26 protein-coding genes are annotated in these 24,932 nt (G+C 56.2%); 11 read left to right on the plus strand and 15 right to left on the minus strand.

The genetic code is table 11. The annotated features are described in order from the left end of the window. Positions 1 to 190: 190 nt before the first annotated feature. Genes minE through minC form a run of 3 tightly spaced genes read right to left on the minus strand, consistent with a single transcriptional unit; the run spans position 191 to position 1,997 of the window. Positions 191 to 460 (minus strand): cell division topological specificity factor MinE, encoded by a 270-nt coding sequence (gene minE / locus ACTJJ6_RS08550; protein ID WP_004932303.1) that lies wholly within the window; start codon positions 458 to 460, stop codon positions 191 to 193. A 3-nt stretch (positions 461 to 463) separates the two neighbouring features. After that, positions 464 to 1,276: a septum site-determining protein MinD gene (gene minD, locus ACTJJ6_RS08555; protein ID WP_016927452.1), complete on the minus strand. Its 813-nt coding sequence runs from the start codon at positions 1,274 to 1,276 to the stop codon at positions 464 to 466. A gap of 25 nt (positions 1,277 to 1,301) precedes the next feature. Further along, positions 1,302 to 1,997 carry a septum site-determining protein MinC gene (gene minC, locus ACTJJ6_RS08560; protein WP_337055265.1) on the minus strand — a complete coding sequence of 232 codons (696 nt, stop codon included), beginning with the start codon at positions 1,995 to 1,997 and terminating at the stop codon, positions 1,302 to 1,304. Positions 1,998 to 2,133: 136 nt separating this feature from the next. On the opposite strand from minC, the gene ACTJJ6_RS08565 reads away from it, so the two are divergent. From ACTJJ6_RS08565 to ACTJJ6_RS08580, 4 genes are all read left to right on the plus strand, one after another. Continuing rightward, the gene (locus ACTJJ6_RS08565) at positions 2,134 to 2,406 is read left to right on the plus strand and encodes a YcgL domain-containing protein (protein ID WP_004932294.1); all 273 of its coding nucleotides are present in this window, start codon (positions 2,134 to 2,136) and stop codon (positions 2,404 to 2,406) included. 88 nt (positions 2,407 to 2,494) lie between these two features. Then, positions 2,495 to 3,457, plus strand: a complete 963-nt coding sequence (locus tag ACTJJ6_RS08570) for a lytic murein transglycosylase (RefSeq protein WP_440802618.1) — start codon at positions 2,495 to 2,497, stop codon at positions 3,455 to 3,457. Between the two features lie 58 nt (positions 3,458 to 3,515). Next, the gene (locus ACTJJ6_RS08575; RefSeq protein ID WP_025159804.1) at positions 3,516 to 4,172 is read left to right on the plus strand and encodes a fumarylacetoacetate hydrolase family protein; all 657 of its coding nucleotides are present in this window, start codon (positions 3,516 to 3,518) and stop codon (positions 4,170 to 4,172) included. Positions 4,173 to 4,294: 122 nt separating this feature from the next. Next, complete coding sequence (locus ACTJJ6_RS08580; RefSeq protein ID WP_004932284.1) at positions 4,295 to 4,741, plus strand: YcgN family cysteine cluster protein; 447 nt, start codon at positions 4,295 to 4,297, stop codon at positions 4,739 to 4,741. A gap of 113 nt (positions 4,742 to 4,854) precedes the next feature. On the opposite strand, the gene ACTJJ6_RS08585 is transcribed toward ACTJJ6_RS08580, so the two are convergent. From ACTJJ6_RS08585 to nhaB, 3 genes are all read right to left on the minus strand, one after another. Beyond that, positions 4,855 to 5,616, minus strand: a complete 762-nt coding sequence (locus tag ACTJJ6_RS08585; protein WP_015378119.1) for an aspartyl/asparaginyl beta-hydroxylase domain-containing protein — start codon at positions 5,614 to 5,616, stop codon at positions 4,855 to 4,857. A 700-nt stretch (positions 5,617 to 6,316) separates the two neighbouring features. After that, a complete protein-coding gene (gene dsbB, locus ACTJJ6_RS08590; RefSeq protein ID WP_004932277.1) occupies positions 6,317 to 6,847 on the minus strand; it encodes a disulfide bond formation protein DsbB in 531 nt (176 codons plus the stop codon). Between the two features lie 120 nt (positions 6,848 to 6,967). Beyond that, entirely contained in the window at positions 6,968 to 8,533 is a 1,566-nt protein-coding gene (gene nhaB, locus ACTJJ6_RS08595; protein ID WP_049298923.1) for a sodium/proton antiporter NhaB, read from the minus strand. A gap of 243 nt (positions 8,534 to 8,776) precedes the next feature. Here nhaB and fadR point away from each other — a divergent pair, with 243 nt between their 5' ends. Beyond that, the gene (fadR, locus tag ACTJJ6_RS08600) at positions 8,777 to 9,496 is read left to right on the plus strand and encodes a fatty acid metabolism transcriptional regulator FadR (protein ID WP_025303107.1); all 720 of its coding nucleotides are present in this window, start codon (positions 8,777 to 8,779) and stop codon (positions 9,494 to 9,496) included. Between the two features lie 57 nt (positions 9,497 to 9,553). Here fadR and ACTJJ6_RS08605 read toward each other — a convergent pair whose 3' ends face one another. Then, complete coding sequence (locus tag ACTJJ6_RS08605) at positions 9,554 to 11,089, minus strand: SpoVR family protein (protein WP_016927460.1); 1,536 nt, start codon at positions 11,087 to 11,089, stop codon at positions 9,554 to 9,556. A 297-nt stretch (positions 11,090 to 11,386) separates the two neighbouring features. On the opposite strand from ACTJJ6_RS08605, the gene zinT reads away from it, so the two are divergent. Further along, positions 11,387 to 12,037: a metal-binding protein ZinT gene (zinT, locus tag ACTJJ6_RS08610; RefSeq protein WP_440802540.1), complete on the plus strand. Its 651-nt coding sequence runs from the start codon at positions 11,387 to 11,389 to the stop codon at positions 12,035 to 12,037. A gap of 46 nt (positions 12,038 to 12,083) precedes the next feature. On the opposite strand, the gene ACTJJ6_RS08615 is transcribed toward zinT, so the two are convergent. Further along, on the minus strand, positions 12,084 to 12,401 hold the full coding sequence (locus tag ACTJJ6_RS08615; RefSeq protein WP_016927462.1) for an antibiotic biosynthesis monooxygenase family protein: 318 nt from the start codon (positions 12,399 to 12,401) through the stop codon (positions 12,084 to 12,086). A gap of 539 nt (positions 12,402 to 12,940) precedes the next feature. Between ACTJJ6_RS08615 and ACTJJ6_RS08620 the strand changes: the two genes are divergently transcribed. Further along, positions 12,941 to 14,245, plus strand: coding sequence for a D-amino acid dehydrogenase (locus ACTJJ6_RS08620; protein ID WP_028127472.1), 1,305 nt, complete (start codon positions 12,941 to 12,943; stop codon positions 14,243 to 14,245). Positions 14,246 to 14,321: 76 nt separating this feature from the next. After that, complete coding sequence (gene dadX, locus ACTJJ6_RS08625) at positions 14,322 to 15,395, plus strand: catabolic alanine racemase DadX (RefSeq protein WP_240429956.1); 1,074 nt, start codon at positions 14,322 to 14,324, stop codon at positions 15,393 to 15,395. An 8-nt stretch (positions 15,396 to 15,403) separates the two neighbouring features. Here dadX and ACTJJ6_RS08630 read toward each other — a convergent pair whose 3' ends face one another. The 3 genes from ACTJJ6_RS08630 to ACTJJ6_RS08640 all read right to left on the minus strand — a co-directional run bounded on the left by ACTJJ6_RS08630 (position 15,404) and on the right by ACTJJ6_RS08640 (position 18,023). Then, positions 15,404 to 16,597 carry a multidrug effflux MFS transporter gene (locus ACTJJ6_RS08630; RefSeq protein ID WP_016927465.1) on the minus strand — a complete coding sequence of 398 codons (1,194 nt, stop codon included), beginning with the start codon at positions 16,595 to 16,597 and terminating at the stop codon, positions 15,404 to 15,406. Between the two features lie 77 nt (positions 16,598 to 16,674). After that, on the minus strand, positions 16,675 to 17,235 hold the full coding sequence (locus tag ACTJJ6_RS08635) for a 3'-5' exonuclease (RefSeq protein WP_004932251.1): 561 nt from the start codon (positions 17,233 to 17,235) through the stop codon (positions 16,675 to 16,677). A gap of 305 nt (positions 17,236 to 17,540) precedes the next feature. Further along, positions 17,541 to 18,023: a hypothetical protein gene (locus tag ACTJJ6_RS08640; protein WP_033640110.1), complete on the minus strand. Its 483-nt coding sequence runs from the start codon at positions 18,021 to 18,023 to the stop codon at positions 17,541 to 17,543. 225 nt (positions 18,024 to 18,248) lie between these two features. On the opposite strand from ACTJJ6_RS08640, the gene ACTJJ6_RS08645 reads away from it, so the two are divergent. Then, positions 18,249 to 18,542 carry a hypothetical protein gene (locus tag ACTJJ6_RS08645; protein WP_016927468.1) on the plus strand — a complete coding sequence of 98 codons (294 nt, stop codon included), beginning with the start codon at positions 18,249 to 18,251 and terminating at the stop codon, positions 18,540 to 18,542. 265 nt (positions 18,543 to 18,807) lie between these two features. Here ACTJJ6_RS08645 and ACTJJ6_RS08650 read toward each other — a convergent pair whose 3' ends face one another. Beyond that, on the minus strand, positions 18,808 to 18,984 hold the full coding sequence (locus ACTJJ6_RS08650) for a GhoT/OrtT family toxin (RefSeq protein ID WP_015378105.1): 177 nt from the start codon (positions 18,982 to 18,984) through the stop codon (positions 18,808 to 18,810). Positions 18,985 to 19,812: 828 nt separating this feature from the next. Here ACTJJ6_RS08650 and ACTJJ6_RS08655 point away from each other — a divergent pair. Continuing rightward, positions 19,813 to 20,502 carry an alpha/beta hydrolase gene (locus ACTJJ6_RS08655; RefSeq protein ID WP_016927470.1) on the plus strand — a complete coding sequence of 230 codons (690 nt, stop codon included), beginning with the start codon at positions 19,813 to 19,815 and terminating at the stop codon, positions 20,500 to 20,502. Between the two features lie 196 nt (positions 20,503 to 20,698). Here ACTJJ6_RS08655 and ACTJJ6_RS08660 read toward each other — a convergent pair whose 3' ends face one another. The 3 genes from ACTJJ6_RS08660 to yeaG all read right to left on the minus strand — a co-directional run bounded on the left by ACTJJ6_RS08660 (position 20,699) and on the right by yeaG (position 24,602). Next, positions 20,699 to 20,929, minus strand: coding sequence for a hypothetical protein (locus ACTJJ6_RS08660; protein ID WP_004932237.1), 231 nt, complete (start codon positions 20,927 to 20,929; stop codon positions 20,699 to 20,701). Positions 20,930 to 21,266: 337 nt separating this feature from the next. Further along, positions 21,267 to 22,535 carry a YeaH/YhbH family protein gene (locus tag ACTJJ6_RS08665; RefSeq protein WP_016927471.1) on the minus strand — a complete coding sequence of 423 codons (1,269 nt, stop codon included), beginning with the start codon at positions 22,533 to 22,535 and terminating at the stop codon, positions 21,267 to 21,269. A gap of 132 nt (positions 22,536 to 22,667) precedes the next feature. Beyond that, the gene (yeaG, locus tag ACTJJ6_RS08670; RefSeq protein WP_016927472.1) at positions 22,668 to 24,602 is read right to left on the minus strand and encodes a protein kinase YeaG; all 1,935 of its coding nucleotides are present in this window, start codon (positions 24,600 to 24,602) and stop codon (positions 22,668 to 22,670) included. A gap of 42 nt (positions 24,603 to 24,644) precedes the next feature. Between yeaG and ACTJJ6_RS08675 the strand changes: the two genes are divergently transcribed. Further along, positions 24,645 to 24,920 carry a hypothetical protein gene (locus tag ACTJJ6_RS08675; RefSeq protein ID WP_153297016.1) on the plus strand — a complete coding sequence of 92 codons (276 nt, stop codon included), beginning with the start codon at positions 24,645 to 24,647 and terminating at the stop codon, positions 24,918 to 24,920. The last annotated feature ends 12 nt before the right edge of the window (positions 24,921 to 24,932 follow it).

Here is a 24,932-nt window from a genome sequence, read left to right on the forward strand (position 1 = left end):
TATAGGCAGGAAATAATGCGTTGAAGGTAAATCTGGCCAGAATTTACTTTAAACGAGGCGGCGGCAAAGTTAATTGGGAATAGTCCCAAAGGGAAAAATCGCTTTTTTGCTACCGATAAAGCTTAATAACTGGATGCACATACAGTTACCCCCTGCATAAAATATACAGGGGGTAATTAATGCGTCGCAATCATTTAGCTGCTTCTTCCGATTCCGGCAATGTCACGTTAAGTTCAAGTACCGAAATATCGTCCCCTTTCTGCTCGAACTGCACGTGCAGCATTTCAGGATCGATCTGAATGTATTTGCAAATAACCGCCAGAATATCGCGTTTCAGATCAGGCAGATACGGGGGCTCACTGTCCCCGCGGCGACGCTCTGCGACGATAATCTGCAGCCGTTCCTTGGCTATATTGGCTGTCTGTTTTTTGCGGGACAGAAAGAAGTCTAATAAGGCCATGGTTTATCCCCCAAAAAGGCGTTTCAGGAAACCCTTCTTCTCTTCTTCAATGAAGCGGAATGGGCGTTCTTCCCCCAACAAGCGGCAAACGGTATCGTCATACGCCTTACCGGCGTCTGACTCGGCATCCAGAATGACAGGCTCACCCTGGTTGGAAGCGCGCAGCACGGACTGGTCTTCCGGGATCACGCCCACCAGCGGAATGCGCAGGATTTCCAGCACGTCTTCCATGCTCAGCATGTCGCCACGGCTGACGCGGCCCGGGTTATAACGGGTCAGCAGCAGGTGTTCCTTGATAGGCGATTCGCCTTTCTCGGCGCGGCGTGATTTGGAAGAGAGAATGCCCAGGATACGGTCGGAGTCGCGTACCGAAGACACTTCCGGGTTGGTGGTGATGATAGCTTCGTCGGCGAAATACAGCGCCATCAGCGCACCGGTTTCGATACCGGCCGGTGAGTCGCAGACCACGAAGTCAAAATCCATCTCGCCGAGATCGTTGAGGATTTTTTCAACGCCTTCGCGGGTCAACGCGTCTTTGTCGCGTGTCTGCGAAGCCGGCAGGATATAGAGGTTTTCAGTGCGTTTGTCTTTGATCAACGCCTGATTCAGCGTGGCATCGCCCTGAATCACGTTCACGAAATCATAAACTACCCGACGTTCGCAGCCCATGATCAGGTCAAGATTACGCAGACCGATATCGAAATCGATCACGACGGTTTTCTTGCCTTTCTGGGCCAGGCCGGTAGCGATGGCCGCGCTCGAAGTGGTCTTGCCAACGCCCCCTTTACCCGATGTAACAACAATAATGCGTGCCATGAAATGGATTCCTTGTCAAAAGGGCTTAATTTAAAGGTTGTATGGTTAAAGCGTTATCCAACAGGCTGAGTCGTACGGCCTGCCCGACGTAATCGGACGGGATTTGGTCGCTCAACCAGTACTGCCCTGCGATAGAGACTAGCTCAGCCGCCAGGTGGGTGCAAAAAATCTGACATTGCGTGTCGCCTGACGCGCCTGCCAGTGCGCGACCGCGCATCATGCCGTAGACATGAATATTGCCGTCGGCAATCAGTTCGGCGCCGGCGCTGACGCTGCTGGTCACGATAAGATCGCTGTTGCGGGCGTAAATCTGTTGGCCGGAACGGACAGGCGTACTGATGATGCGCGTTTTGGCGGGGGCGTTATCCGCCACCACGGGCGCTGGCGTAGGCTCCGGCGCCGCCATTTTCTGGCCTTTGCCTTCGCTCAGCAGCGGCAGCCCGGCGCGGGCTATCGCGCGCTTTTGACGCTCATCTCTGCAACCGCTGATACCCACAACGCGCAGACCTGCCGCCGCGACAGCCTGTTGAAGTTCTTTCCAGTTCGCATCGCCTTCCAGCGTTGCGACGTTGATAACAACAGGAGCGTTTTTCAGAAAAGCGGGCGCTTGCTCAACTTTTTCCTGTAACGCCTGGCGTATTACCTCGGGCTGCGAATTATGCAAATGAACAACCGATAGGGTAAAACTGCTGCCTTTTAGCTCAATTGGCGATTGTGACATCTATCCTGACTCAGTCTCAGCAACTTTAAATCCCCGGAATACCACTCGGGGTGCGATATTCCGATGTACTATAAGCATGTTATAGTCAGAGTTATATCCAGGCAAGACGCTCCCTCAATTAAATAGAGTTAAAAAAATGCTTTGTGTGATCTATAGAAGCCCGAAACGCGATCAAACTTATCTTTATGTCGAAAAAAAAGACGATTTCTCTCGTGTGCCGGAAGAGCTGATGAAAAGTTTCGGCGTGCCGCAATTCGCCATGATGCTGTCGCTCGATGAGCGCAAGAAATTGGCCTCGGCGGATATCGAAAAGGTGAAGCAGGCGTTGAAAGACGAAGGCTATTATCTGCAGTTCCCGCCGCCGGTTGAAAACCTGCTTAATCAGCATCTGGCGGGCGATAAGGCCTGAGACAGTCGCCACGGCCAGGGGAGGCGCGATGACACGTTCGGCGAGAAAGACCGTATTGGCCGCCTGGTTGGCGCTGGGCGGAGTGCTGATGCCCGGCGCATCGCAGGCGGCGCAGGAGACGACGCTGGCGGCGAGCGGCCGCGATCCGGCGCAGTTCCCGGCGTATGTCGATCAACTTAAGCGCCGGGCGCGGGAACAGGGCATCAGTCAGGCGACTCTTGATCGCGCGTTTGCGCAAATCCACTTCGTCGATCGAGTGATCAAGGCCGATCGCAATCAGCCGGAGCAGAAGATCACCCTGGACGATTACCTGCGGCGGGTGATGTCGCCCGCCAAGGTGCGCCAGGGGCGAGAACGGTATCGGCAGCGCCATGCGCAATGGTTGCGGGCCAGCGAGCGCTATCGGGTGCCAGGGCGTTATATCATCGCGCTGTGGGGGATGGAGAGCGCCTACGGCAAGATTCAGGGGCGGGAAGACGTGGTGTCTGCGCTGGCGACCTTGGCGTTTGAAGGGCGCCGTGAAGCTTTTTTCAGCCAGGAACTGATGGCGGCGCTGCAGATAGTCGAGCAGGGGCACGTCGGCGATACGCCGCTGAAAGGCTCCTGGGCCGGCGCGATGGGGCAATGCCAGTTTATGCCGAGCTCCTTCTTGCGCTACGCGGCGGATGGCGACGGCGACGGGCGCATCGATATCTGGAGCAACATTGACGACGTTTTCGCGTCTACAGCCAGCTATCTGTCCAAAGAGGGTTGGCAGCCCGGCATCGGTTGGGGGCGCGAGGTCAAATTGCCCGCCGGTTTCAACCGGGCCGAACTGGGCCTGAAAGACGCGCAGGCGCGCAGCGTCAACGACTGGCAAAAACGCGGCGTGCGCCGCGCGGATGGCAGTGCGTTGCCGCATGCCGTGCAGCGCGGTTGGATTATCGCGCCGGATGATCTGCAGGGGCGGACGTTCCTGGTCTATGATAATTTCCGCACCCTCATGCACTGGAATCGCTCTTACTATTTCGCTCTCGCCGTGGGTATGATGGCAGACGCGATCGGGCATTGATCCGGCACACCAATAATCGGCTTGGCGCGCCAAGCCTCTACAGTTTGGGAGAAGCGGTATGTATCAACATAGAGACTGGCAGGGTTCGCTGCTCGATTTCCCGGTGAACAAGGTGGTCTGCGTCGGCAGCAACTACGCCGATCACATCAAGGAAATGGGCAGCGCGGTGTCCGTCGAACCGGTGGTGTTTATCAAACCGGAAACGGCGTTGTGCGATATCCGCCAGCCGGTGGCTATCCCCAAAGAGTTCGGTTCAGTGCACCATGAGGTCGAGCTGGCGGTGCTGATCGGCACGCCGTTGAAACAGGCTAACGAAGATCGCGTTGCGCGGGCGATCGCCGGTTACGGTGTGGCGCTCGATCTGACGCTGCGCGATCTGCAAGCGGGCTTTAAAAAGGCCGGTCAGCCGTGGGAAAAGGCCAAGGCCTTCGACGGTTCCTGCCCGATGTCGGGATTTATCCCGGTGGCGGAATTCGGCGATCCGCAAAACGCCGAGCTGTCGTTGACCGTCAACGATCAATTGCGCCAGCAGGGCAATACGCGCGACATGATCACGCCAATCCTGCCGCTTATCAGCTACATGAGCCGCTTCTTCACGCTGCGCGCCGGCGACATCATCCTGACCGGCACGCCGCAGGGCGTGGGCCCGATGGCTTCCGGCGACATGCTGAAAATCAGCCTGAACGGCAAAACGCTCAGCACCCGGGTGATCTGATTTCTCCTTGCCGCCGGCATCGTCGGCGGCAAAGCTTGCATCTTGTGGCTAAAATGTCTATATAGTCCCCCCTCGAACCTGCGCGCAGGTGACTTATCCATTTACCGAAACCGGACGCTAACATGTCACAACTCGCTTTTTGGCAACAGAAAACGCTGGCGGAAATGTCAGAACAAGAGTGGGAATCGCTGTGCGACGGGTGCGGGCAATGCTGTTTGAATAAGCTGATCGACGAAGATACCGACGAGATTTATTTTACCAACGTAGCCTGCAACCAGCTCAACATCAAATCCTGCCAATGCCGCAACTACGAGCGGCGCTTCGAGCTGGAAGAAGACTGCATCAAACTGACGCGCGAAAATCTCACCACCTTCGATTGGCTGCCGCCTACCTGCGCCTATCGTCTGATTGGCGAAGGCAAGCCGCTGTTCCCCTGGCACCCGCTGATCAGCGGCTCCAAAGCGGCGATGCACGGCGAGCGCATCACGGTGCGGCATATCGCAGTGCGCGAGAGTGAAGTGGTGGACTGGCAGGATCATATCCTCAACAAGCCGGACTGGGCCAGATAACGCGGATACCTTGACAGATGTTGCTCGGCAACACGAGTTTTAATGCCAGAGGGCGGCGTGTTAAGACATTCCGCCCTCTTGGCTATTGAGCTCACGCGCGTGAGACTCTTGCTTCACGCTTTTTTATCTCGGCGATGCCAGTTGGCCAGATTTTTCAGCGGCTGCTTCACATACGGGCTGGCTTTGATCAGGCTGAACAGCAGTTTATTCACCGCCGTGCCCACTTTGTCCATTGGCCGGTCGATATCGAGAAACAACACCGCGCGCAGCTCGTCGGTATCATTGCGGACCTCGTGTTCATAAGAATCATCAAACAAAATCACCTTGCCTTCATCCCAGTGCAGGATTTGGTCGTCAACGCGGATCCAGAGCTTGTCCCGATCCTTTGGCACGATCAATCCCAGATGCGCGCGCACGACGGCTCGCGTCGGGCCCTTGTGGGGCACGATGTGATAGTGCGGTTTGAGGATTGAAAACATGGCGGTGCGCATGCCCGGGATCTCGCTGACCGCCTCTGCTGTGCGCGGGCAGATGGCGCAGTTTTCATCAACCCGTTGCCCGTAGACAAACAGCCCGAAGGTTTTCCAGTTATCTCCTTTAGAGATGCGTTTCTGATCCGGTGATATTTGATGGAACGCGGGGATGTCCTCCGGGTGCTCCAGTAACCGATCCAACTCCTCGCGAATGGCCGGCCAACGGGCTTCCAGCGCCGTCACCCAATGGAATTCATGATTGCCGATCCGCGGCGTGGTGGAGATGAGCGAATGGCGAGTCTGAAATTCGCCGTTCCAGCGCAGGAATTTTTTCCCGGCTTTGAGCAGCATGCGCCGCAGGAAGGGGCGCTGAGACGAAGGGGGCAATGTGGTATCCGGCATAGTATCGTGTCCTTGATGTCATATGATGTGCTGTAGTCAGCCAAAACCTGGCTCACAGGAAGAAAGGGTGAAAGTCAACACGTCATTTAGCATAGGGAAAGCATCACGAACGATTTTAATCTTTAGTGCGCGAATGGCGTTGATGCTTGCTGCCGGATAGAGGCAAATTCCAACAATTTATTTAAGGATGGTAAGGGTTTGTGCGGGGGAGGAGGGGGAAAAAAGCCCCTGCAAAGATGAGGGGCAAGACACACAACAACACCAGGGAAATCGGTAGTACTCACTTTGCCGATACTATAAGGATTTTATGGGTAAACTTCACCAAAATATTGTGCTCTGAATGTGACAAAGGTGCAGTCGTTCATAAGTAACGGTAATTTATTGATGCTCGAAGGCTGAAAGGAATGAGCCTGAGCGGCCAGTTTTTAGTCGCCGATATCGCAGAAGTTTAATGTTATGTAAATTACGCGCTTAATTGTGCCGGGATGCTTCTTTTTAAACGATAAGTTGGGTAATTTGGCCGCTCTCCCGCAAGTTCGAGAGTATAACAATGAAAATGATCCGCCTGTTTGCCGTAGCTGGAGCGCTGATCGTGCTCGTTTACTTCCTTACACATACCTGAGGTGGCTTTATCTCGGAATGTGGCAGCAATACCTAAAAAAACGGCGCCTTCCGGCGCCGTTTTTTGTTTGTTTGCCGATCAGCGGCCGAACAGGTCGCGGCGGCGTGGGCGAACAAACTGCGCGATCAGCACAATCAGCGCCACCAGCAGATAGGCGCCGAAGATGCCGACCAACCATTGCGGCATTTCCAACGTCAGGAATTGCCATTGACGCACGGAGCAGTCACCGGAAGCGTGGAACACCGCCGGCAGCCATTTGTCCAGCGGCAGCCAGGACGGGAAGCTGACGAAGAAATCGCAGGTATTGAATGGCGAAGGATGCAACTGGATCATGGTGTGCTTCCACGCCAGCTGTACGCCTTCCCAGGCGCTGTAGATCCACAGCAAGATCGCCGCGTAGCGCAGCGGAGTTTTCGGCGCGATGGCGCCCACCAGCGAGGCGCCGAGGATGCCGAACAGCGCGCAACGCTCGTAAATGCACATCACGCACGGCTGCAGCAGCATAACGTGCTGGAAATAGAGCGCGACCAGTTCCAACACCAACGCTGTCAGGGCCATCAGCAGCCAGGCGCCGCGTCCTTGTGAACAGCGGTTAAAGAATTGCAACATATCTAGATTCTTCCATGCAGTAAGCAATTGAACCGGCAGTGTAAACCAATTCCTCTTCGCTGCCAGCCACCTGGGCCGGATTCAGCGTAAAAATAGTCGGTTCACCCTGCCGGCGCCGTCTCAGTGGCCGACGGCGTCGATGGACGGCAGCGTCAGCCAATGCCACTGCGTCAACAGCTCGGTCGCCGGTTCCAAGGTGAACTGGACGCACAGCAGGCCAACTACCGTCAGCACCACCGTATAAGGCAGGGCCATCCATACCATGCGGCCATACGACAAACGCACCAGCGGCGCCAATGCCGACGTCAGCAGGAACAGAAACGCCGCCTGTCCGTTAGGGGTGGCGACCGATGGCAGGTTGGTACCGGTATTGATGGCGACCGCCAGCAGCTCGAACTGCTTCAGCCCGATCGCGCCGGTTTCCAGCGCGGTGCGCGCCTCGTTGATGTAAACCGTGCCGACGAAGACGTTGTCGGAAACCGACGACAGCAGGCCGTTGAACAGGTAGAACAGCGAAAGCTGAGAGGCGGGCTCGGCGCGCAGCACAAACTGGATCACCGGGCTGAACAGGTGCTGCTCGATGATGACCGCGACCACGGTGAAAAACACCGTCAGCAGCGCGGTGAACGGCAGCGCTTCCTGGAACGCTTTGCCGATGGCGTGCTCGTCGTTCACGCCGCACAGGGAGGTGGCGAGGACGATCACCGACAGGCCAATCAGCCCCACTTCAGCCAGGTGGAAGGCCAGCGCCAGCACCAGCCAAACGCCGATCAGCGCCTGCATCACCAGTTTGAGCCGTTCTTGTTTGCTACGGCCCGCAGTGGCCTTGCGGTCATACTCTTTCAGCACGTCGCGCACCGCTTCCGGTAGCTGCGCGCCGTAGCCAAACAGGTGAAAACGTTCTACCAGCCAACACACCAGCAGGCCGCACACCAACACCGGCAGCGTGACCGGCGCCATACGCAGGAAGAAATCGATAAAACCCCAGCCCGCGTTTTTGGCGATGATCAGGTTTTGCGGCTCGCCCACCATGGTCATGACCCCGCCGAGCGCGGTGCCGACGCCGGCGTGCATCAGCAGGCTGCGCAGAAAGGCGCGGAATTGCTCCAGCGTCTGTTTGCGCTCTTCGCCGGTAAAATCGCTGTCATCGCCAATGTCGCCGTCAGGGCGGTTTGACGTCACGTTGTGATAGATGGAATAGAAGCCGGTGGCCACGCTGATCACTACCGCCACGACCGTCAGCGCGTCGAGGAAGGCGGAAAGGAAGGCGGCGGCCAGGCAGAACGCCAGCGACAGCAGGGTTTTCGAACGGATGTTGAGCAGCAGCTTGGTGAACACAAACAGCAGCAGCTGCTTCATAAAGTAGATGCCGGCCACCATAAAGATCAGCAGCAGCAACACGTCCAGATTATGTTCGATTTCCTGCGAAACCTGCACCGGGCTGGTCATGCCGATGGCCACGGCCTCGAGCGCCAGCAGGCCGCCCGGCAGCAGCGGGTAGCATTTCAGCGCCATCGCGAGGGTAAAGATGAACTCGGCCACCAGCAGCCAACCCGCGATAAACGGGCTGGCGAAAAAGAACACCAGGGGGTTGATCGCCAGAAAAATGAGAATGGTCAGTTTGTACCAGTCGGGAGATTGCCCCAGAAAATTTTTGAGCAGGGCGCTACGCAGGGTTGTTTCCATTGTGCTCTATGCATCCTTCAATCAGTCGTAGCACGTACCCTAACAATGCGGTGGGGGCGTGCGCAACCTGAGCTTGTTTTACCATGGGAAAATTCCTCCGACCGGTATTTTTGCTCGTTTTTTGCCACGTTATGCACACTTTCGTTTATTGTTTTTCGCTCACGCTATGTCATGTCAGCACGATCTGGTATGATGAGCTGATTACTTTTACTGATTTTATCGTCGCAACGGAACGTCAAACACATGGTCATAAAGGCGCAGAGTCCTGCCGGTTTCGCGGAAGAGTACATTATTGAGAGTATTTGGAATAATCGCTTCCCCCCTGGCTCTATTTTGCCCGCGGAGCGTGAGCTTTCGGAGTTGATTGGCGTCACGCGCACCACGTTACGTGAAGTGTTGCAACGTCTGGCCCGCGATGGCTGGTTGACCATTCAGCATGGCAAACCGACCAAAGTGAACAATTTTTGGGAAACGTCCGGCCTCAATATCCTTGAGACGGTGGCTCGTCTCGATCACAAAAGCGTCCCTCAGCTGATCGATAACCTGCTGTCCGTGCGCACCAATATCGCGTCGATCTTTATTCGCGCCGCGGTGCGCAATCATCCGGAGCAGGCCCAGGAAGTGTTGGCGAAGGCCGCCGAGGTTGAAGATCAGGCGGACGCTTTCAATCTGCTCGATTACGAGATCTTCCGCGGTCTGGCGTTCGCTTCCGGCAATCCGATCTACGGCCTGATCTTCAACGGTCTGAAAGGGCTGTACACCCGCGTGGGCCGTTACTACTTCTCCAACCCGGAAGCGCGCAAGCTGGCGCTGACCTTCTACAGCAAGCTGTCCACGCTGTGCCATGAGAAGCTGTACGACCAGGTGATGGACACCGTGCGCAACTACGGTAAGGACAGCGGGGCGATTTGGCAGAGCATGCAGGGCACCATGCCGAGCGATCTGACCGAAGCGCGCCGTTAATCGCGAGTCAATGAAAAAGAAAGGGCGCCATTTTGGCGCCCTTTGTCGTTGCGGCGGTTACAGCGGCGTAGGCCGCGGCGGGCAGCGATCGAGCAACTCTACACTGCCGTCTTCATTTTGCTGCTCGAGGATCACGTCGAAGCCCCACAGGCGATGCAGGTGCTTCAACACGTCGCGGCGGCTCTTATCCAGTGGCGCGCGTTCCTGCGGGATGTAACGCAATGTCAGCGAGCGGTCACCGCGCAGATCCACGTTCCAGATCTGAATGTTCGGCTCATGGTTGCTCAGGTTGTATTGCGCCGACAGCTCCTGGCGGATCGCCCGGTAACCGGCTTCGTTATGGATCGCGGCAATCTCCAGATAGTTGTTGCGATCGTCGTCCAGCACGGTGAACAACCGGAAATCACGCATCACTTTGGGTGACAGGAACTGGCTGATAAAGCTCTCGTCCTTGAAGTCGCGCATGGCGAAGTGCAATGTCTCCAGCCAGTCTTTTCCGGCGATGTCCGGGAACCAGTAGCGGTCTTCTTCGGTCGGCGATTGGCAGATGCGCTTGATGTCCTGGAACATGGCGAAGCCCAGCGCATAAGGGTTGATGCCGTTATAGTACGGGCTGTTGTACGGCGGCTGATACACCACGTTGGTGTGGCTGTGCAAAAACTCCAGCATAAACCGCTCTGTCACTCGGCCCTCGTCGTACAGATGGTTGAGGATGGTGTAATGCCAGAAGGTGGCCCAACCCTCGTTCATCACCTGAGTCTGCTTTTGCGGGTAGAAATACTGGCTGACTTTGCGCACGATGCGCAACACCTCACGCTGCCAGGGTTCCAACAGCGGTGCATTCTTTTCGATAAAATAGAGGATATTTTCCTGCGGTTCGCTCGGATACCGGCGCGCCTGCTCCGGCGACTCTTCACGTTCGACGCGTGGCAAGGTCTTCCATAACGTATTCACCTGGCTTTGCAGATACTCTTCGCGGCTTTTCTGGCGCGCTTTCTCTTCCACCAGGGAGATTTTCTGCGGGCGCTTGTACCTGTCGACCCCATAGTTCATCAGCGCGTGGCAGGAGTCCAGCAGTCGCTCCACTTCATCGACGCCGTAGCGCTCTTCGCATTGGCTGATGTAGTGGCGGGCGAACAGCAGATAATCGACGATGGAGCTGGCGTCGGTCCAGCTGCGGAACAGATAGTTATTCTTGAAGAACGAGTTGTGGCCATAGCAGGCGTGCGCCATCACCAGCGCCTGCATGGTGATGGTGTTTTCCTCCATCAGGTAGGCGATGCAGGGATTGGAGTTGATGACGATTTCATACGCCAGCCCTTGCTGGCCCTGTTTGTAGCGCTGTTCGGTTTCGATGAACTTCTTGCCGAAGGACCAATGGGTATAGTTGATCGGCATGCCGACGCTCGAATAGGCGTCCATCATCTGCTCGGAGGTGATCACCTCGATCTGATGGGGGTAAGTGTCGAGTCGGTAATGCTTGGCGACGCGGTCAATCTGCTCCAAATACACCTGCAGCAGTTCGAACGTCCAGTCCGGTCCATCGCTCAGACGTTTATCATCCTTAACCTTTTCATGTGTTGAAGTAGTCATCAGCGCACCCTCATTATTCACGGGTCTTGCTCAAACGGCAGACCCTGTAACAAGCATAGTTCAAGTCATAATTAACCATTGCAAATCAGTGAAATAAAAATGCCGGTACGCAAAGGAGCGAACGGCGGTCGATCCGGCACCCGTCCCGGCAGAAGGCGGCGCGGCACCGCATTCCCTCTTCGAGTATAACCCTGCGGCAGGGGGGCGCAACACAATGCCTGTTGCACGACAAGGATTGAAAATTGTTATGTTATATTGTAACTTTTAATTTTCATGGTAACGGACAAGGAGCGCATTTTGGCGAGGCATTTTGGCAAACTGGCGGTGGCGCTGGCCGCGCTGTTTATCAGCGGGCAGGCGTGCGCCCATGGGCATCATTCACACGGCAAGCCGCTGACGGAGGTGGAAAAAAAGGCGGAGGCGGGTGTATTCGACGATAAGGACGTCAAAGATCGCAACCTGGCGGATTGGGAGGGGGTGTGGCAATCCGTGTATCCCTATCTGCTCAATGGGGATCTTGACCCGGTGTTCAAGAAGAAAGCGGCACAGGACAAGCGCAAGACCTTCGCCGAAGTGAAGGCGTATTACCGCAAAGGGTACGCCACCGATGTAGATACCATCGGCATTGAAAACGGCGTCATGGAATTTCACCGCGGTGACCAATCCAGCGCCTGTCAGTATAAGTACGCCGGGCATAAGATCCTGACGTATGTTTCCGGTAAAAAGGGCGTGCGTTATCTGTTTGAATGCCAGGATGCCGGCAGCCTGGTGCCGAAATTCGTGCAGTTCAGCGATCACATTATCGGCCCGCGCAAATCGGCGCATTTCCATATCTTTATGGGCAACACGTCGCAGGAAGCGTTGCTGAAAGAGATGGATAACTGGCCGACTTACTACCCATTCCAACTGCAAACCAAAGAAGTCGTGGATGAGATGCTGCATCATTGATGCTGCTCGCTCCCGCAACCACAAGCCCGCCTGTGTGGGCTTGTGCTCAGTCAAACGGTCTGATTTGCAGGTAATCGTCCGTCACTTCCATTTCAAATAGCGTTTTATCTGCCAACAAGGTCGCACGCATTCGTTCCCGGGCTTGCCGGTAGCGTTCATCCAATTGAATATCACCGGCGCTTTCCCATGCGACTCGGCTTGGCCATTGCGCATAGCCGATAAACTGCCCGCCCATATCCCGATGCAGGCGCGAGCCGAGGCTGCCGCGCTGCAGATAGATGCCTTGGGTCAACGCTAGCCAAGCCTGGCGAAAGGCGTGTTCGTGTCCGGGTTTGACTGAAAACTGGTAAATGGCGATGAACATAAGGCGTTCTCCACAATAGCGATAGTGTGAACTTTAGGCGCTGCTTCTGGCTTTAACGTTCATATCGTGCTACAGCGTTCAACATAAGCGGGCGGGCTAAGGGCTCGGGTGTTTTATTCCAGTAGTGAAAGCAAGGTTAACGGCAGCTGAAATTTTGCGCGATTTTTCTGCTGCGGAGGGAGGAGGCTCTCTTTGTTTGTTATGTTGGTATTTTTTATTTTATTGGGTTTTTATTCTGTTTAATTGTTGGCTGGTATTTTTATATTCTGTTAAATCAATGTTACTTATCACGCCTTTTTTGAGTGCTATCATTGATAGCGTTGATGTCAATTCAGTGGCGGTATGACGCCATAATCCCCTCTAAACCGCATCTTATCGCTATTTGCAGACGGCTATTGCAAATGCACGGCTCATCGACGATAAATTAATTGTGAATATTGTCACGTTTGATGACGAAGTTGTTGGACGGATTTTTTCACTGAGTTAATTTCCTGTGAGCAGAAGATTATGCTTTGTGAAGCCTTGAGCTGGAGTCAGCGATGCGAGTGGTAATTTTAGGTAGTGGAGTGGTGGGCGTAGCCAGTGCCTGGTATTTGGCGAAGGCGGGGCATGAGGTGACGGTGATCGATCGTCAGCCAGGCCCCGCACTGGAAACCAGCGCGGCGAACGCCGGGCAGATTTCACCGGGTTATGCCGCACCTTGGGCGGCACCGGGCGTGCCGCTGAAGGCCATCAAGTGGATGTTCCAGCGCCATGCGCCGTTGGCCATCCGCCTCGACGGCAGCAGCTTCCAACTGAGCTGGATGTGGCAGATGTTGAAGAACTGCAACACCGAACACTACATGACCAACAAAGGCCGCATGGTGCGTCTGGCGGAATACAGCCGCGATTGTATCAAGGCGCTGCGTCAGGAAACCGGCATCCAGTACGAAGGTCGCCAGGGCGGCACGCTGCAGCTGTTCCGCACTCAACAACAGTTCGAAAACGCCGCGAAAGACATTGCGGTATTGGAAGATGCCGGCGTGCCTTACAGATTGCTGGAAGCCGGCCAACTCGGCAGCGTCGAGCCGGCGCTAGCGCAGGTGGCGCACAAGCTGACCGGCGGCCTGCAGTTGCCGAACGACGAAACCGGCGATTGCCAGCTGTTTACGCAACAGTTGGCGAAGATGGCAGAGCAGGCGGGCGTCACTTTCCTGTTCAACCGCAGCGTCGATCGTCTGCTGGTGGAGGGCGACAAGATCGCCGGCGTGCAGTGCGGCGAGGAAGTGTTCAAGGCCGACAGCTATGTGGTGGCGTTCGGCTCGTACTCCACGGCGCTGCTGCGCGGCCTGGTGTCCATTCCGGTTTACCCGCTGAAGGGCTATTCGTTGACCATTCCTATCACCGACGAAGCGGCGGCGCCGTTCTCTACGGTATTGGATGAGACGTATAAAATCGCCATCACACGCTTCGACCAGCGCATTCGCGTTGGCGGCATGGCGGAGATCGTCGGTTTCAATACGCAGCTGGAGCAAAAACGGCGCGAAACGCTGGAAATGGTGGTGCGCGATCTCTACCCGAACGGCGGCCGAGTGGAAGAGGCGACGTTCTGGACCGGCCTGCGGCCGATGACGCCGGACGGCACGCCAATTGTCGGCCGCACCTCGCTGAAGAACCTGTATCTCAATACCGGACATGGCACGTTGGGCTGGACGATGGCCTGTGGCTCCGGGCAGTTGTTGTCCGATCTGATGTCCGGCATTACGCCGGCGATCCCTTCCGATGACCTGGCGGTGGCGCGTTACAGCGCCGGGTTTCGTCAGCAACACGCGGTTCCGCTGAACGACGTGCATCCCGCACGTTAATCGTCGACGCTGTCATAGACTTTCCCGGCCACGCGCAGGCGCGCGTGGCCGCCGTACGCTGCCCCAAGGAGAAGCGATGCCCCGTCCCATAACCGCCACGATGCATCTCGGCGCGATTGAAAATAACCTGCAGGTGGTGCGCCGTTTCGCCCCCGGCGCCAAAATCTGGGCGGTGGTCAAGGCTAACGCCTATGGCCACGGCATCAAACACGTTTGGCGCAGCATGGCGCAAACCGACGGCTTCGCCATGCTGGATCTGGCCGAAGCGGTGCTGCTGCGCGAGTCGGGTTGGCAAGGGCCTATCCTGTTGTTGGAAGGCTTCTTCCAGCCGCAGGATCTGGCGTTGCTCGACCGTTATCGCCTGACGACGGCGGTGCACAGCGACTGGCAGCTGGCGGCGATCGCCGACGCCACGCTGAACGCGCCGCTCAATGTCTATCTGAAAGTGAACAGTGGCATGAATCGGCTGGGGTTCGCACCCGAGCGGCTGCATGAGGTGTGGCGCAGGGCGCAGGCGGTAGCCAACATTGCCGAGCTTACGCTGATGAGCCACTTCGCCACCGCCGACGGCCCTGAAGGCGTGACCCGGCAAATGGCTACCATCGAGGCGGCGGCTACCGATATACCGCTGCCGCGCTGCCTGGCCAACTCGGCCGCCACGCTGTGGCACCCTTCGACCCACGGCAGCTGGGTCCGTCCTGGGATCGTTCTCTATGGCGCTTCGCCGAGCGGTTGCTGGAATGACGTTGCGGCGACGGGGCTGCAGCCGGCGATGACGCTGAGCAGTGAAATCATCGGCATTCAGCAACTGAAGTCTGGCGATCGTGTGGGTTACGGTGGCCGTTACAGCGCCGCAGGCGCACAGCGTATCGGTGTGGTGGCCTGCGGTTACGCCGACGGCTATCCGCGTCATGCGCCGACCGGTACGCCGGTATGGGTTGACGGCGTGCTGACGCGCACCCTGGGAACGATATCGATGGATATGCTGGCGGTGGATCTGACACCCTGTCCGCAAGTCGAACTGGGCGCCGAAGTGGAGCTGTGGGGGAAACGTCTGCCGGTGGATGAGGTGGCCACGGCGGCAGGGACGTTAGGCTATGAGCTGCTGTCGGCTTTAGCGGCGCGAGTGCCGGTCGCCACCGAAGCCTGAGCCGGGGCTCAGGCGACTTTTCTGATCTGCCCTTTAATCTGCTTGCTGAGCCGCCGCGCGTGCAGCGCCAGCAGGCAGCCCGCCAGCATCACCAGCGCCAGCGACAGCTTGGGTTGCAGCGGCAACGCCATCGCCACCAGACCCAGCGCGGCGCCGCCCGCCATCTGCACGAAACCGACCAGCGCGGACGCGACGCCGGCCTCATTGGAGTAGGGTTCCAACGCGTAGCTGGTGGCCGGGCCCATCACGAATGCCAATCCGGCGCAGGCGCTGGCGACTGGCAGCATATACGCCAGCCAGTGCGCTTGCGCCGTCGCGGGCAGCAGCATGACGCCCAGCAGCAGACCCAGACAGCCCAGCCCCATCAAAATGCCGCCGGTCGCCAGACAAACCGGGCGGCCGACCTTGTGGATGATGCGGTTGGCGAAGAAGCTGACCAGCATGATCCAGAAACCGTTGGCGCCGAACACCAGCGAGAATTGCAGCGGTGTCAGGCCAGCGGTGCCCATCAGCACGTTCGGTGCCAGAGAAACGTAGGTCAGCGCCATGCCCATCGCCCCGGAGTTCACCACCGCAAAGGAGAGAAAACGCCGTTCGCTGAGGATGCGCGCGTATTGACGCACTGGCAACCCCTTGACCGGCACGGTGTCGGCAGGGCGAGTTTCCGGCAGGCGCAGCGCGATGAGCGCCAACACCAGCAGCGCGTAGCCGACCAGGAACCAGAAGGGAGCGCGCCAGCCGAAGGCTTCGGCGAGCAGGCCGCCGAGCAGCGGCGCCAGCGCCGGGATGATGTTCAGCGTGCCGTTAAGAAAGCCGAAAGCGCGGGCGGCGTCGTCGCCATTCAGGCGATCGCGCACGCCGCTGAAGGCGACGACGGCGGTGCAGCAAACCGCCACCCCTTGCAGCAGACGCGAAGCGATGAAAATCGTCGGGCTGGTGGCCAGCGCCGCCATCGCGGCGCCGATCATGTAGAGGATAATGCCGGCCAGCGCCACCGGTTTGCGGCCATAGTTGTCCACCAGTGGGCCGGCAATGACCTGGCCGAGGCCAAGCACCAGAATAAATAGCGATATGGTGGATTGGATCAGCGCTTCGCTGCTGCCCAGACCGACGGCAATAGCGGGAATAGTCGGCAGATAAAGATCGATGCCTAATGGGCCGAGCAGCACCAGGCTGAGAAGCATAAACAGAAACTTTTGCATAACAGGAAAGGCACGTCCGAGTGACAAAGAGGGCTAGAGTAGAGACTCTGGCGGCAAATGAAAAGGGGCAAAGCGGGTCAGCGCTGCGCCCCCTGGCGGTAATAGAGCGCCGAGACGGTATCGGCCACATAACGGGCCTGGTGGCGAGCATCATCCAGCGCCCGATGCGGCATACCTTCGAACGGGCGGGCCTTTTTCGGGTTAAAGCCGTGCAGTTCCGCCAACGTGATCACCGTGCGCACGTCCTGGGTATCCCAGAATTTCCACGGGCAGGGCATTTCCAGCTGCTGGAAGGCGTGTTCGAGGATCGCGCAGTCGAACTCTTTGCCGTTGCCCCAGACTTTCACCGTGTCGGTGCTGTTCATATGGATGAAGCGGCTAAGGCTGCTCAGCACGCGCTTCAGGCTCTCGGTGCCGCCGAAGGCCTGCTTGCGCGCTTCATCGGACTGTTTCGCCCACCAGGCGACCGTGTCAAGGCTGATGGTTCGGCCCGGTTGGTCTTTCTGGCTGCTGACGGCGGCTTCGAATTCGGCGCCCAGTTCCCCGGTTCGGGGATCGAAAAACACCGCCGCAACCACCAGAATGACGGCGCTGGGTTTTATATCCAGGGTTTCAATGTCTAACATCAGATGGTGCATCGGCGTTTCCGGTGGTGGGCGTGGTGGCTTAATGTTACTACAGAACGTGTGCCGATGCGGCCGGTGCGCACATGAAATCCTTTTAAAGCGCCTCGTTCAGGTTATGATGCTCGTGATACTCTTGTCAGGTTGGTCGCTATCGGTGAGAACGCTTATCTTTATTCTGTGCATGGCCGGCTACTTGCTGTTGCTGGGCTACCTTAGCATGTTCGTCACGGACAAGATCTGTGAGAAGGCGGGTAACTACACCAAAATATGCCGTGTCGTAGACATTTCCGAACCTCATATTCCCAAATAGCCCCAGTTTATCCCAGATAGTCGGTGGTAATCAGCGGCGTCAGGATGGCCGCCAGCGCGGTGAGCGCTCCCCATTGCCGCCAGCCCAGCCGCGCCAGCCAGTCATGCCGCTGCGGCGGCGTGGCCAGTTGCCCGACGGCCACGGCGCCGGTCAGCAGCAGCGTCAGAATCAGCAGCACCAGGCAACGGCTCACCAGCGTGAACTCAACATGCAGCACATTGGCGTAATACAGGCGCATCAGAATAAAATAGCTCAGCAAGATCCAGGCGAAAACGACGTTCTTCTTGAGCACCTGCTGCAGCATCAACGCGAGAAACAGGCTGTGAAACAGCGACAACAGCGGAGCCTCGATCGGGTGCCGAACGCAGACGTTGTAGACCGCCATATAAATATTGAAAACCAGCAGGATATAGATCACATAAATGTACCAGCCGTAGATGACCTTGAGCTTTTTCGGGTTCGGCGGCAGGGAGAGTGCGTCCGGTTTCATTAATGCCTCCTGATGATGCCATGTAAACGCTGTGGTTGAAGACGGCGCGGCGACATCGTAATTTAAAATCCACAGGGTATATATCACCCGAGCGCTAAATGACAATTAAACGCGGGATCGGCTTTATTTCCGCGTTGGCCTGGAACTCTTTAGCGCCCGCGGGGTCGATTGGCGTACGAATGCCTGGCGGTTTTTGCACTATGATGATAGATATAATTTATTGATATGAAAGATTATAAAAACACTTCGGGCACAAAAATCCTGCTGCTGTTCAGCCTGGCGTTTTATACGCTGTTGCCACCGTTGCTGACAGCGGCCGTGTTCAACCGTTTCAATCTTAATCCGTTCGCGATCGTCAAATTTTTTCACTTCAACCCGTTTTTGGCCGATCGGGGCATACCCGGTTATCAGACTTTCTTCTACTTGCTGATGCTGTGGTTGGGGTTGAATGCTTTGCTCTGGCTGCTGGTGTGGGGGGCGGGGCGATTGTATCAGCGCTGGCGATCGCCGCGCGGCTGATAGTTTCCCAAAGGGGAAAAGTTGCGTAGGGAAATGACTTTACATTCAATAATGAGACGTATTATCATTTGATTCGCCGGTGAGGGGAAAAGGGTTGTCTCCTTCTGTGCCCCCCGATCCGGCACGACATTGCTCACATTGCTTCCAATTTTCATGCCAGCCTTGCGCTGGCACTTTTTTATCCCACGCCAAAAACCATGACGCCGGTGGTCAGCCTCTTTTCATTAACATGACTGTTTAAAAGCCACCGCGCGACATTGGGGCGTTAGAACAGCGAAAACAGCAACACCACCGGCAGGCTCAACGGCCAGGTTAACCCGATGGTCAGTGCGCTGATGCAGCGAATTTTGACGGTGTCCCGGCTAACCAGGTAGGTGAAAACCATAGAAACTAACAGACCAATAAAATAACAGTATTGCGTTGCAACCCACAGCGGCGACATGAAACCCGATCCCAGTTGTATTTTTACGCGCGAATTCTAGGAGCTTGGCCGGGGATAATCAATGACCAAAGGCCCTTTATTCAAACCTTTATCCATAAGTATGCATAATTTATTTCTATAAAGAACGTAGGGTTATTAGCGGCTTTGCGTTTATTGCCAAAAGAAATCAACAGCATAGTTACCGGTAACATTTTGCGTCAGGCAAGTCTTCCTTCTGGGGTGAACTCCGCTGAGCAGTAAAAGAGTCGGTGAAGGGGGGAAACGCGGTGGGGTTATGACTCATAAAAACTAATGATGTATTTGCGAACAGCAAGTCTAAGGTGAGGTGGCGTCGGGTTTTGACGGTACGTGAACCCTTCAGGTGCCGGTTTTAGCGCATCAGTCGCGATGCGCCGCTTGCCCGCCTGGGAGGGGGATGGTTGTCGTTACGGGGTTAATGAATGTTAAGACCGTAGACGAACAGCCACGAAAACAGCAGCGCCAGCAGGCATGCCATAAAAACGATGGAGATCATTTCCTTCACAACTTCATTCCTTTTCCCGGTGGACCAAATTTACTTCTCTTTGTTTTTGCGCGAAATTTTAGATCGGTATGGGTAAAAATCCTAGTTTTAATCCTTTTTTTTCCCGGCCTTGCGGCGTAAGCCGCTTCGATAAGCCGTGGCGGCGGTGGAAAATCGGGGGCGTTAACTCGTCGTCGCTATTGCTGAACGCCATGAGTCTGACTATATAAAATAGGGACCGCGTGGCGTCGAAGGCAGCCAGGCCCGCCCCTTAAGGGGCCGTTCATCTGCCTGCGGCGCTTTCCTATGAGATGAAGGAGTCGGCAATGAGCACAAAACCAACTATCGTGCTGGTACACGGATTCTGGGGCGGCGCCGCGCACTGGAGTAAGGTCATCATCGAGTTGTCGCGCAGGGGATATACGGCGATTCATGCGGTGGAAATGCCGTTGACGTCGCTGGCTGAGGATGCGGAACGTACGCGCAAGATGGTCGCGCAGCAAGCGGGGCCGGTATTGTTGGTCGGGCACTCTTACGGCGGTGCCGTGATCACGGAAATGGGCAACCAGCCTAACGTGGTTGGCCTGGTCTACATCGCCGCATTTGCGCCGGATGCCGGTGAAAGTGCCGGCGGTATTACGCAAGCGCATCCTCCTGCGGCAGTCGAGAATCTGGCCCCGGACAGCGACGGTTATCTGTGGATTAAAACCGACAAGTTTCACGAAAGCTTTTGCCAGGATCTGACCGGCGACGAGGCGTTGGTGATGGCGGTGGCGCAGAAGGCTCCGCTGGCTGATACCTTTGGCAACACCATCGGCGAACCCGCCTGGAAACATAAGCCGTCATGGTATCAACTTTCCAGCGACGATCGCATGATAGCGCCGGAGAATCAGCGGCGCATGGCGCAGCGGCTGCAGGCTAAGAAAGTGATGGTGCTGAATGCCAGCCATGCCTCGCTGGTTTCCCATGCCGATGAGGTGGCGAGTTTGATTGACGAAGCGGCCGGTTTGAAATAAAGCAGGGGCAGGAAGGTTCTCCGGACTAAAAGGTGACATCCTGCGGCAGATTATCCCTTCGCTGCCTATTACGCCGGACGAAAGCGCCGGCGTAATAGGCGCTAATTAGGGATAGGCGCTGATGTCGCTATAACAGCATCATCAACACGACGGCGGCGGCAATAATGGCGTAGAGGTCTGCCTTACGCATATCGCCTTAGCGCCCGTTAACGCCGATCATTTCTATCGCCGCGCGATGCAGCCGCTGAAAATAATCATCGGGCTGCTTTTCTATCTCCTGGATAAGGCTGGCGAGCAGGTTCTGTTTGGTTATCGGCTTGTTGGCGGTCAACACCAGCAGCACGTTTTTGCCGAGCAGGCAACATATTTGCTTATGGTATTCATCAACATCGTGCTTGTTGAGGCCATAGAGGGTGTAGTCGATCATGATGTCTAACCTGCTGACAGGTAAATGCCCGCCGCAGCGGGCTGAGAAGCCATAGAAAAATAAAATGAGGCAAATTTCGCTTAGGAAGAGACTTAAGCGATGGGGTAACGATAACTGAATGGGAATATTCCTATCAAGCCGTGCGGGGGCAGAGGCGGATGTTTAGGAATAACCTCAGAAGAACAAATAATAGAGAGGACCGTTCTGGGGAATCTGACTTATTATTGTTGTTGTCATTGTTTAAAAAACAAACATGGGTTTTGCAAATATATAATGCGAAAAAGAAACAGCCGGAAAACGGCGCTTTCCGGCTGTGGTGACATTCACGCGGCGTTATTCACACGGTCTGCTTACGGAACAGTTCGCGGAATACCGGATAGATATCGTCCGGTTCGCGGATATGCTGCATGGCGAAGTTGTCGAATTTCGCCTGCAGATCCTCGTATTCGCGCCACAGCGTTTGGTGAGCGCGGCGAGTGATTTCTATGTAGCTGTAATAACGCACCATCGGCAGGATCTTTTTCGCCAACAGCTCATGACACAGCGGTGAATCGTCGGCCCAGTTGTCGCCGTCCGACGCTTGCGCGGCATAGATATTCCATTGCGCCGGGTCATAACGCTCTTCGACTACGTCATTCATTAACTTCAGCGCGCTGGAAACGATGGTGCCACCGGTTTCCTGCGAATAGAAGAACTCCTGTTCGTCCACCTCTTTCGCCTGGGTGTGATGGCGAATGTAGACCACCTCGACGTTTTTGTAGGTTCGGCTCAGGAACAAATAGAGCAGAATGTAAAAACGCTTGGCCATGTCTTTGGTCGCCTGGTCCATCGAGCCGGACACGTCCATCAGGCAGAACATCACCGCCTGGCTGGAGGGCTCCGGCCGGCGCTCATAGTTTTTGTAGCGCAGGTCGAAGGTATCGATAAACGGCACGCTTTCGATTTTCTTGCGCAGTTCGGCAATTTCCTTGCGCAGCCGCTCCTCTTCCAGCAATTGCACCGGCTCGGTATTTTCCAACTGGTTCAGCGCATCTTCCAGCTCGTGCAACGCGCGTCTTTTACCGGCGGTCATGGCGGTACGTCGCGCCAGCGAGTTCTGCAGCGAACGCACGACGCTGATGTTGGCCGGCACGCCATTGGCGGTATAGCCGGCACGATGGGTTTTGAACTCGGTCAACTGCTTGTACTGATTCTTTTTCAGATTGGGCAGGGCGAGATCCTCGAACAAAAGATCGAGGTACTCGTCTTTGGAGATTTGGAAGACGAATTCATCCTGGCCTTCACCATCCTGGCTGGCGTTGCCCTGGCCGCCGCCACCGCCTGCGCCGCCCTGAGGCCGCTCAACGCGATCGTTCTGCACGAAGTGGTCATTGCCAGGGTGAACGCGATGGCGTGTGCCGCCGCGCCCCTGATGAAACATCGGTTCGTTGATATCGTCAGTGGGGATGGAAACCGACTCCCCGCTGTCTACGTCGGTGACCGAACGCTTGTTGATGGCTTCGGCAATCGACTGTTTGATTTGCGACTTGTAACGGCGCAAGAAGCGCTGGCGGTTCACCATGCTCTTGTTTTTGCCGTTCAGCCGCCGGTCAATGAAATAGGCCATACTTCCCCCAAACGACGTTGCCAACTCTTCATGTCCCGGTCGCGACAGCGCAATGTGTTAGCCCCTCCTTGGGCTGCGCTGCAACGTCCATGACTGTGGACATGGCCCTGATAATGCCGCTTACCTGAGGCGTTATGAGGATTTTCTGACCCGCAGATACCATTCACACAACAGGCGCACCTGCTTGCGGGTATAGCCTTTCTCCATCATGCGGTCGACGAAGTCGTCGTGTTTTTTCTGCTCGTCCGTCGACGTTTTGGCGTTAAACGAAATCACCGGCAACAGCTCTTCGGTATTGGAGAACATTTTCTTCTCGATCACGGTGCGCAGCTTCTCGTAGCTGGTCCAGTTCGGATTGCGGCCGTTGTTGTTGGCGCGGGCGCGCAGCACGAAGTTCACGATTTCGTTACGGAAATCTTTCGGGTTGCTGATACCGGCCGGTTTTTCAATTTTCTCCAGTTCGGCGTTCAAAGACTCGCGGTCGAACAGCTGACCGGTGTCGGGGTCTCGATACTCCTGATCCTGGATCCAGAAGTCCGCGTAGGTCACGTAACGGTCAAAAATGTTCTGTCCGTATTCCGAGTAGGATTCCAGATAGGCGGTCTGGATCTCTTTGCCGATAAACTCGGCGTATTTCGGGATCAGATAGCCTTTCAGATGTTCGAGGTATTTCTCGGCCAAATCCTGCGGGAACTGTTCGCGCTCGATCTGTTGCTCCAGCACATAGAACAGGTGTACCGGGTTGGCCGCCACCTCGGCATGATCGAAGTTGAATACCCGCGAGAGGATTTTAAAGGCGAAACGGGTGGAGAGGCCGTTCATGCCTTCGTCAACCCCGGCGTAGTCGCGGTACTCTTGATAGGACTTGGCTTTCGGATCGGTATCCTTGAGGCTTTCGCCGTCATACACGCGCATTTTCGAGTAAATGCTCGAGTTTTCCGGCTCTTTCAGCCGCGACAGCACGCTAAAGCGCGCCAGCGTTTCGAGGGTGCCCGGCGCGCAGGGCGCGTGAGTCAGCTCGCTGTGGTCCAGCAGCTTGTCGTAAATCTTGATCTCTTCCGACACGCGCAGGCAGTAAGGCACCTTGACGATGTACACGCGGTCGAGGAATGCTTCGTTGTTCTTGTTGTTGCGGAAGGTCACCCACTCGGATTCGTTGGAGTGCGCCAGAATAATGCCGCTGAACGGCAGGGCGGAGATGCCTTCGGTGCCGTTGTAGTTGCCTTCCTGGGTTGCGGTCAGCAGCGGATGCAGCACCTTGATCGGCGCTTTGAACATCTCGACGAATTCCATAATCCCCTGGTTGGCGCGGCACAGGGCGCCGGAATAGCCGTAGGCGTCCGGGTCGTTCTGCGCGTGGTTCTCCAGTTTACGGATGTCCACTTTACCGACCAGCGCGGAGATGTCCTGGTTGTTCTCATCGCCCGGCTCGGTTTTGGCGATGGCGATCTGTTCCAGAATGGAAGGGCGCACTTTCACGACTTTAAACTTGGTGATGTCGCCGCCGAACTCATGCAGGCGCTTCGCCGCCCACGGCGACATGATGGTGCCGAGATAGCGACTTGGGATGTTGAACTCTTTTTCCAGGATCGTGGCATCTTCCTGCGGATTAAACAGGCACAGCGGATGGTCGTTGACCGGGCTGCGTTCGCCGTTGGCGCTGAGGGTGTAGATGGGCACGCGCTGCATCAACGCTTTAAGACGTTCTGCCAGCGAGGACTTGCCGCCGCCCACCGGGCCCAGCAGGTAAAGGATCTGTTTCTTCTCTTCCAGGCCCTGCGCGGCGTGTTTCAGGTAAGAGACGATCTGTTCGATGGCCTCTTCCATGCCGTAGAATTCTTCGAAGGCCGGATAGCGTGCGATCACGCGGTTGGAGAACAGGCGCGACAGGCGTGATTCTAGCGCAGTGTCGACCATCACAGGTTCACCGATAGCCATCAGCAGACGTTCGGCCGCGTTGGCATAGGCACTGCGATCTTGCCGGCAAATGGTAAGAAATTCCTGCAGTGTGAACTCTTCGTCCTTGGCAGCTTCGTAGCGCTGGCGATAGTGGTCAAATATGTTCATGATGCCCGTCCTTTCGTTATTAGCACAGGTTAAAGAGAGCGTGTGATAGTGTTCTGGCTCCCGAAAGATGAGAATACGCCTGAGTACAGCAACCCGTATGCCAACTTGGTGCGCTTATTATCGCGAGTTGCGCTGTATGCCACTGGGCCCAGGATAAATTCACCTTCTGATTTAAGCTTAGTTTGCTTGCCGGAAAATTTCCTGCCGCAGAAAAAGCTTTTTTTAAGTCATATCAATGACTCAGTTATCACCGTGGAAGCCAAATGCCTTGTCTGGCGCGGCCTGCGGGATAAAACGTCATCGTTCCGCCATGATTAATTCATAATTCCG

Origin of the sequence: Serratia sp. 22278 (assembly GCF_052045405.1) — a bacterium.
Lineage (GTDB): Bacteria > Pseudomonadota > Gammaproteobacteria > Enterobacterales > Enterobacteriaceae > Serratia > Serratia marcescens.

Excerpts from the sequence above, each read along its gene's own strand:
- minE (WP_004932303.1), bottom strand. The coding sequence starts at position 460 with ATGGCCTTATTAGACTTCTTTCTGTCCCGCAAAAAACAGACAGCCAAT.
- minD (WP_016927452.1), bottom strand. The coding sequence starts at position 1,276 with ATGGCACGCATTATTGTTGTTACATCGGGTAAAGGGGGCGTTGGCAAG.
- minC (WP_337055265.1), bottom strand. The coding sequence starts at position 1,997 with ATGTCACAATCGCCAATTGAGCTAAAAGGCAGCAGTTTTACCCTATCG.
- ACTJJ6_RS08565 (WP_004932294.1), top strand. The coding sequence starts at position 2,134 with ATGCTTTGTGTGATCTATAGAAGCCCGAAACGCGATCAAACTTATCTT.
- ACTJJ6_RS08570 (WP_440802618.1), top strand. The coding sequence starts at position 2,495 with ATGCCCGGCGCATCGCAGGCGGCGCAGGAGACGACGCTGGCGGCGAGC.
- ACTJJ6_RS08575 (WP_025159804.1), top strand. The coding sequence starts at position 3,516 with ATGTATCAACATAGAGACTGGCAGGGTTCGCTGCTCGATTTCCCGGTG.
- ACTJJ6_RS08580 (WP_004932284.1), top strand. The coding sequence starts at position 4,295 with ATGTCACAACTCGCTTTTTGGCAACAGAAAACGCTGGCGGAAATGTCA.
- ACTJJ6_RS08585 (WP_015378119.1), bottom strand. The coding sequence starts at position 5,616 with ATGCCGGATACCACATTGCCCCCTTCGTCTCAGCGCCCCTTCCTGCGG.
- dsbB (WP_004932277.1), bottom strand. The coding sequence starts at position 6,847 with ATGTTGCAATTCTTTAACCGCTGTTCACAAGGACGCGGCGCCTGGCTG.
- nhaB (WP_049298923.1), bottom strand. The coding sequence starts at position 8,533 with ATGGAAACAACCCTGCGTAGCGCCCTGCTCAAAAATTTTCTGGGGCAA.
- fadR (WP_025303107.1), top strand. The coding sequence starts at position 8,777 with ATGGTCATAAAGGCGCAGAGTCCTGCCGGTTTCGCGGAAGAGTACATT.
- ACTJJ6_RS08605 (WP_016927460.1), bottom strand. The coding sequence starts at position 11,089 with ATGACTACTTCAACACATGAAAAGGTTAAGGATGATAAACGTCTGAGC.
- ACTJJ6_RS08615 (WP_016927462.1), bottom strand. The coding sequence starts at position 12,401 with ATGTTCATCGCCATTTACCAGTTTTCAGTCAAACCCGGACACGAACAC.
- ACTJJ6_RS08620 (WP_028127472.1), top strand. The coding sequence starts at position 12,941 with ATGCGAGTGGTAATTTTAGGTAGTGGAGTGGTGGGCGTAGCCAGTGCC.
- dadX (WP_240429956.1), top strand. The coding sequence starts at position 14,322 with ATGCCCCGTCCCATAACCGCCACGATGCATCTCGGCGCGATTGAAAAT.
- ACTJJ6_RS08630 (WP_016927465.1), bottom strand. The coding sequence starts at position 16,597 with ATGCAAAAGTTTCTGTTTATGCTTCTCAGCCTGGTGCTGCTCGGCCCA.
- ACTJJ6_RS08635 (WP_004932251.1), bottom strand. The coding sequence starts at position 17,235 with ATGCACCATCTGATGTTAGACATTGAAACCCTGGATATAAAACCCAGC.
- ACTJJ6_RS08640 (WP_033640110.1), bottom strand. The coding sequence starts at position 18,023 with ATGAAACCGGACGCACTCTCCCTGCCGCCGAACCCGAAAAAGCTCAAG.
- ACTJJ6_RS08645 (WP_016927468.1), top strand. The coding sequence starts at position 18,249 with ATGAAAGATTATAAAAACACTTCGGGCACAAAAATCCTGCTGCTGTTC.
- ACTJJ6_RS08650 (WP_015378105.1), bottom strand. The coding sequence starts at position 18,984 with ATGTCGCCGCTGTGGGTTGCAACGCAATACTGTTATTTTATTGGTCTG.
- ACTJJ6_RS08655 (WP_016927470.1), top strand. The coding sequence starts at position 19,813 with ATGAGCACAAAACCAACTATCGTGCTGGTACACGGATTCTGGGGCGGC.
- ACTJJ6_RS08660 (WP_004932237.1), bottom strand. The coding sequence starts at position 20,929 with ATGATCGACTACACCCTCTATGGCCTCAACAAGCACGATGTTGATGAA.
- ACTJJ6_RS08665 (WP_016927471.1), bottom strand. The coding sequence starts at position 22,535 with ATGGCCTATTTCATTGACCGGCGGCTGAACGGCAAAAACAAGAGCATG.
- yeaG (WP_016927472.1), bottom strand. The coding sequence starts at position 24,602 with ATGAACATATTTGACCACTATCGCCAGCGCTACGAAGCTGCCAAGGAC.